General features: G+C 35.5%; 9 protein-coding genes. All 9 read left to right on the forward strand.

Annotation, left to right across the window (positions count from 1 at the left end; translation table 11 throughout):
* Window positions 1-361 precede the first annotated feature (361 nt).
* The 9 genes from infA to rpsI all read left to right on the forward strand — a co-directional run bounded on the left by infA (window position 362) and on the right by rpsI (window position 5,028).
* Window positions 362-577 (forward strand): translation initiation factor IF-1, encoded by a 216-nt coding sequence (infA, locus tag WC906_04960; GenBank protein ID MFA5777762.1) that lies wholly within the window; start codon window positions 362-364, stop codon window positions 575-577.
* Window positions 578-674: 97 nt separating this feature from the next.
* On the forward strand, window positions 675-788 hold the full coding sequence (rpmJ, locus tag WC906_04965) for a 50S ribosomal protein L36 (GenBank protein MFA5777763.1): 114 nt from the start codon (window positions 675-677) through the stop codon (window positions 786-788).
* 116 nt (window positions 789-904) lie between these two features.
* Complete coding sequence (gene rpsM, locus WC906_04970) at window positions 905-1,294, forward strand: 30S ribosomal protein S13 (GenBank protein MFA5777764.1); 390 nt, start codon at window positions 905-907, stop codon at window positions 1,292-1,294.
* Between the two features lie 76 nt (window positions 1,295-1,370).
* Complete coding sequence (rpsK, locus tag WC906_04975) at window positions 1,371-1,844, forward strand: 30S ribosomal protein S11 (GenBank protein MFA5777765.1); 474 nt, start codon at window positions 1,371-1,373, stop codon at window positions 1,842-1,844.
* A gap of 114 nt (window positions 1,845-1,958) precedes the next feature.
* Window positions 1,959-2,591, forward strand: a complete 633-nt coding sequence (gene rpsD, locus WC906_04980; GenBank protein MFA5777766.1) for a 30S ribosomal protein S4 — start codon at window positions 1,959-1,961, stop codon at window positions 2,589-2,591.
* 60 nt (window positions 2,592-2,651) lie between these two features.
* The gene (locus tag WC906_04985) at window positions 2,652-3,626 is read left to right on the forward strand and encodes a DNA-directed RNA polymerase subunit alpha (protein ID MFA5777767.1); all 975 of its coding nucleotides are present in this window, start codon (window positions 2,652-2,654) and stop codon (window positions 3,624-3,626) included.
* Between the two features lie 96 nt (window positions 3,627-3,722).
* A complete protein-coding gene (rplQ, locus tag WC906_04990; protein MFA5777768.1) occupies window positions 3,723-4,082 on the forward strand; it encodes a 50S ribosomal protein L17 in 360 nt (119 codons plus the stop codon).
* Window positions 4,083-4,086: 4 nt separating this feature from the next.
* Window positions 4,087-4,473: a 50S ribosomal protein L13 gene (gene rplM, locus WC906_04995; GenBank protein ID MFA5777769.1), complete on the forward strand. Its 387-nt coding sequence runs from the start codon at window positions 4,087-4,089 to the stop codon at window positions 4,471-4,473.
* Between the two features lie 3 nt (window positions 4,474-4,476).
* The gene (rpsI, locus tag WC906_05000; protein ID MFA5777770.1) at window positions 4,477-5,028 is read left to right on the forward strand and encodes a 30S ribosomal protein S9; all 552 of its coding nucleotides are present in this window, start codon (window positions 4,477-4,479) and stop codon (window positions 5,026-5,028) included.
* The last annotated feature ends 219 nt before the right edge of the window (window positions 5,029-5,247 follow it).

Below are 5,247 nucleotides of genomic sequence, written 5' to 3' on the forward strand. Positions count from 1 at the left end.
CTATTCCGGTAAAGCCGGCTGTCGATCATCCTTGGAGAAAATTTCAATATTCTAAAAATTAACAAAATTGTCCAAAGCGGACATTTTTATTTCCCGCAAAAGCGGACATTTCTATTTCCTCTTTACAATAATCGATAAGGTGTTGACAGGAAAAAGGATAGATAGTATATTGATATTATGTACAACTGAAGAGATTTTTTGAAAAATAGAGGTAAATATTTGAGTTTCAGGAATTAGGATAGATTAGCAGGAAACTCCTCTATTTTTGTGTTGTTTAATCCCACAAATTACGAATCGATACGAATATACGAATATTTATAATTTGTGTATCTATATCGATTTATAATCAAGTAGACAATTTATGTCAGACAAAGAGTTAATAAAGATGGAGGGAGTGATTGAAGAATCGCTACCCAACACCACCTTTAAGGTTAAGTTGGAAAATGGCCATGAAGTGCTGGCTCATATTTCCGGTCGGATGCGAGTAAATTACATCAGACTCCTTCCAGGAGACAAAGTTATTTTGGAAATGAGTCCCTATGATTTGTCTAAAGGAAGAATAACAAAGAGAATTTAAATCTCTAAACAGTCGCTAAATTAATCGCTAAAAATCCCGAAATTTTTTCGTGATAATTCGAGAAATATTTCGTGTTTGTTTAGTGATTATATCATCAATGAAAGTAAGAGCATCAATCAAGAAAATTTGCAATAAATGCAAGATTGTAAAACGCAGAGGAAAGCTGTATGTTCTTTGCATTACTCCGAAACACAAGCAAAGGCAAGGCTAGATAATTTAAATCACAAAACAATCTCGAAAAAAATCACGAAAAGTCACGAAAAATAAAATATAAAATTTCGTGAGGTTTCGGGAAATAATTAGTGAAAGTTTAGAGACAAAATCATTATGGCACGTATTGCAGGGGTGAATATCCCAGATGAAAAAAGAATAGAATTTGCCCTTACCTATGTTTATGGAATAGGCGTTTCAACGAGCAGAAAAATTCTAGAAGATCTGAAAATTAGCTTGGACAAGAGAGCAAGGGATTTGGATGCAACGGAACTCAACAAACTTCGAGAAGCTATCGAAAAGAAATATAGGGTTGAAGGAGAACTTCATCACGAAATCAAGACAAACATCAAAAGACTCAAAGAAATTAAAAGTTATCGCGGTTCAAGGCATCAGAAGGGGCTTCCGGTCAGAGGGCAGAGAACGAAAACTAATACCAGAACAGTACGAGGAAATGTTCGAAGAACGATGGGAAGCGGAAGAAAATCATCGTCGGAAAAGACATAAAATCCTAATACTCGCGAATGGTTAAAACAAATTAATTCGAATATATTGTTTTTTCATTAGCGACAATTCGTATACAATGGCTGAAGAAATTAAAAAAGTCGAAGAGAAATCTGAAAAAGCAGTAGAAAATACTGAGCCGCTTGAAGTTTCTGAAGGGAAAAAAGAAACTGCTCCTGAAAAAAAGAAAAAGAAGATTAAGAAACAGATCCAAAAAGGACAGGCTCACATTCAGTGTTCATACAACAATACGTTGATTACCATAACCGATATGAACGGAGAAGTTTTGGCTTGGTCAAGTTCAGGGCTTTTGGGATTCAAAGGGGCGAAAAAATCAACTCCATTTGCATCCACTCAAGTCGCCGGAGACGTTTCTGAAAAGATGAAAAAATATGGAACCGGGGAATTGAATGTTTTCGTCAAGGGAGTTGGATCAGGAAGAGAAGCTGCAATCAGGGCTTTGGCTAATCGAGGTTTTAATCTGGTTTCAATAAAAGATATTACTCCAGTTCCTCATAATGGATGCAGGCCAAGGAAACCAAGAAGAGTATAGTTGAATCACAAAACAATCGCGAAAGCATCCCGAATAATCGCGAAAAAGTTTTTAAAAATATTTTTTAGTGATTTTTAGAGAAATAATTAGTGTAGTTTAGAGATTTACAACATTATGGCAAGATCAATTGATGCAAAATGTAGAAAATGCAGAAGAGCCGGAGAGAAGCTCTTTCTTAAAGGTGATCGTTGCAGTTCTCCTAAATGCGCTATGGTTAGAAAGCCTTATGCCCCAGGAGTTCATGGAAAAAAGAAAACCAGAGGCCTTAGCGAATATGGAAGGCAATTGGCTATGAAACAGAGAATAAAAAGAATTTACGGCGTGCTGGAAAGACAATTCAGAAAGCATTTTGACGAAGTTAAAAATAAGCAAGGGGTAACAGGCGATTTGTTTATAGCAAGGCTGGAAATGAGATTGGATAATGTCGTTTATAGGATAGGATTTTCGAGTTCAAGATCTGGAGCTAGGCAGCTGGCAAATCATGGCCTAATTAAAGTTAATGGAAAAAAAGTCAGCATACCTTCCTTTTGGATTAAAGTCGGAGACGTTGTCGGTATAAATGAAACAAAAATCGAAAAAAATTATTTTAAAAACCATTTTCAAATTTTAAAGAGTAAAAAAGATTTTCCCGCTTGGATTCAATTTGACGCAGGAAAGACGGAGGGAAAAATAATCGCTTCTCCTCGGAGAGAAGATGTGGGATCAACGGTTGATCCTCAAATGGTAGTTGAATATTATTCTAGATAAATTAAATAACATAAAACATACAACATAGAACAATTTTTAAAGTTTAATGTTCCATGTTCCATGTTTCATGAAAATATGCAATCAATAGCTCTTCCTCAAAAACCAAAGTATTCAAAAACCGGTGAAAATAGCGGAAAATTTGAAATTTTTGGCTGTTATCCTGGCTACGGAACTACTTTAGGAAATGCTCTCAGAAGAGTGCTCCTATCTTCCTTGGAAGGAGCGGCTATAACTTCAGTCAAAATTAAAGGGGCGCCTCACGAATTTTCAACCATTTCGGGAATCTTAGAAGATGTTGTCCAGATAATTTTGAATTTGAAAAAGATTCGTTTTGAAATGAATGAAGAAGGGCTAGCCAAAATTTATCTTAATGCCAAGGGAGAAGGAAAAATTACTGCCAAAAGCATAAAATGCCCTTCTGGCATTAAAGTTGTGAACACTGATCAAATTATCGCCACTATTACCGACAAAAAGACTGATTTTGAAATGGAAATGGAAGTTAATAAAGGACTTGGATATATTCCAGTTGAACAACAACTCAGGGAAAACAAGGAGATTGGAGTGATTGCCATTGATGCCATTTATACTCCGATAAGAAGAGTAAATTATCTTATTGAAGATATGCGTGTTGGGAAAAGAACTGATTTTAATAAAATCACATTGGACATTGAAACTGATGGGAGCATTACTCCGGAAGAATCATTTAAAAAATCAATCGGTATTTTAGTTAGCCAATTTTCCGCTTTATCGGAAATGGAAGCAATCAAGGAAGAAAAAACTGAAGAAGAAGCAGAAATTGAGGAAAAAGTTGAAGTTAAAAAAGAAGAAATCAAAGATCCATTGAAGTTTAAAATAGATGAGCTCAAAGGACTTTCCAATAGAACAGTTAATGTTTTGGAGGAAAACAAGGTGGAAAAAATCAAAGACATTGTAAAAATGACAGAAGAGGAAATGAAAGAGCTTAAAGGAATGGGAGACAAGGGTATAAAAGAAATCAGAAAAGCCATCGGAGAGTTCGGATTAACATTGAAATAATCACAAAACAGTCGCGAAAATAATCGCTAAAAATCCCGAAATTTTTTCGTGATAATTCGAGAAATATTTCGTGTTTGTTTAGCGGTTTATATCATTATGAAGCATCAAAAGAGCGGAAGAAAATTTAGCAGAATCAGGAAACAGAGGAGGGCGCTTGTTAAGTCGCTCGTTGAAAGTTTGATTATTAAGGAAAAAATGACCACTACAGAAGCTAAGGCCAAAGAGCTTAAAGGGATTGTTGACAAAATAATCAACAAAGCGAAAAAGATTGATGATTCCAGCAAGGTGGCTGTCATCAGAGATCTGAGCAAAAAAATTTCCTCAAAATCCGTTAAAAAACTTTCCGGCGATCTCATAAAAAGATTCGAAGGAAGAAAAAGCGGTTACACCAGAGTTTCCAAGTTGGGAAGAAGAAAAGGAGACAGCGCCAAAATGGCAGTAATTGAATTTGTATAATATTATGGAAAGAAAATATCATTCATTTGATTTGAAGGAAAAAGCGATGGGACGCTTGGCTACTCAAATAGCTAAGATTTTGAGCGGTCGAAACAAAGTTGACTTTACTCCTCATATTGACGGCGGAGATTTTGTGGTGGTTGCTAATTCCGATGAATTGATAATGAGCGGAGGAAAAGAAATAAAAAAACTCTATCACAAATACAGCGGATATCCCGGAGGAATAAAGACTTTAACGCTGGAAGAAATGAGAAAGAAAGATTCAAGAAAAATAATTAGAGAAGCTGTTTACGGAATGCTTCCTAAAAACAAGCTTCGAGACAAAATGATAAAAAGGCTGTTTATTTATAAAGACGATAAGTTTAATCACAAGATTGATATAAAACACTAATTTATGGCAACTAAAAAAGCTAAAAAAACTGAAAAAGAAGAAGCTAAGGTTAAAAAGACTGAGCCGGCTGTTGAGATTAAAGAAATTAAAGAAACGGGGATAGTCAAAGAAAAAAAGCTCGTTGGCGCTAAAACTGTGGCGGACAAGGCAGTTTCTGAGAAATATTTTTATGCAGTGGGAAGAAGAAAAACTTCTGTCGCGCAAGTTCGAATAATCCCTTCAGAAAAAGCGGGCGATAATGACTATGTCGTGAATAACAAGAAAGTAAAAGAATATTTTCCCGGAATATCGCTTCAGAATGCTGTCTTTGGACCGCTTAAAACCGTCGGATCGTTTGGAAAGTTTAAATTTTCTATTTTAGTGAGAGGCGGAGGATTCAAGGGGCAAGCAGAAGCTTCAAAACTTGGAATTGCCAGGGCTTTGGTGAAGTATGATGAAAAGCTTCGAAAGGTTCTCAAGGATCTCGGATTTTTGACCAGGGATTCCAGAAAAGTGGAAAGAAAGAAACCGGGACTTAAAAAGGCTCGAAAAAGTCCGCAGTGGGCGAAACGATAGTTGATATAAATTACTTTTAATAGTAAAACAGCCCTTAGGGGTTGTTTTTTTATTGCACTTTTCCTCTTATTTAAGCCAGAATACGGCATTTTTGTTTTAAACACATACATTTGTCGGTTCTTTGATTATTAATAATTGTAGCATTTCGTTAGGAGTTTTTCCATTTAAACCGCAATGTTCCAGATTATTGTATTCATTGTTCCATATTCTAATCTTTTT

This window comes from Parcubacteria group bacterium (assembly GCA_041657845.1).
Classification (GTDB): domain Bacteria; phylum Patescibacteriota; class Minisyncoccia; order Moranbacterales; family JAKLHP01; genus JAKLHP01.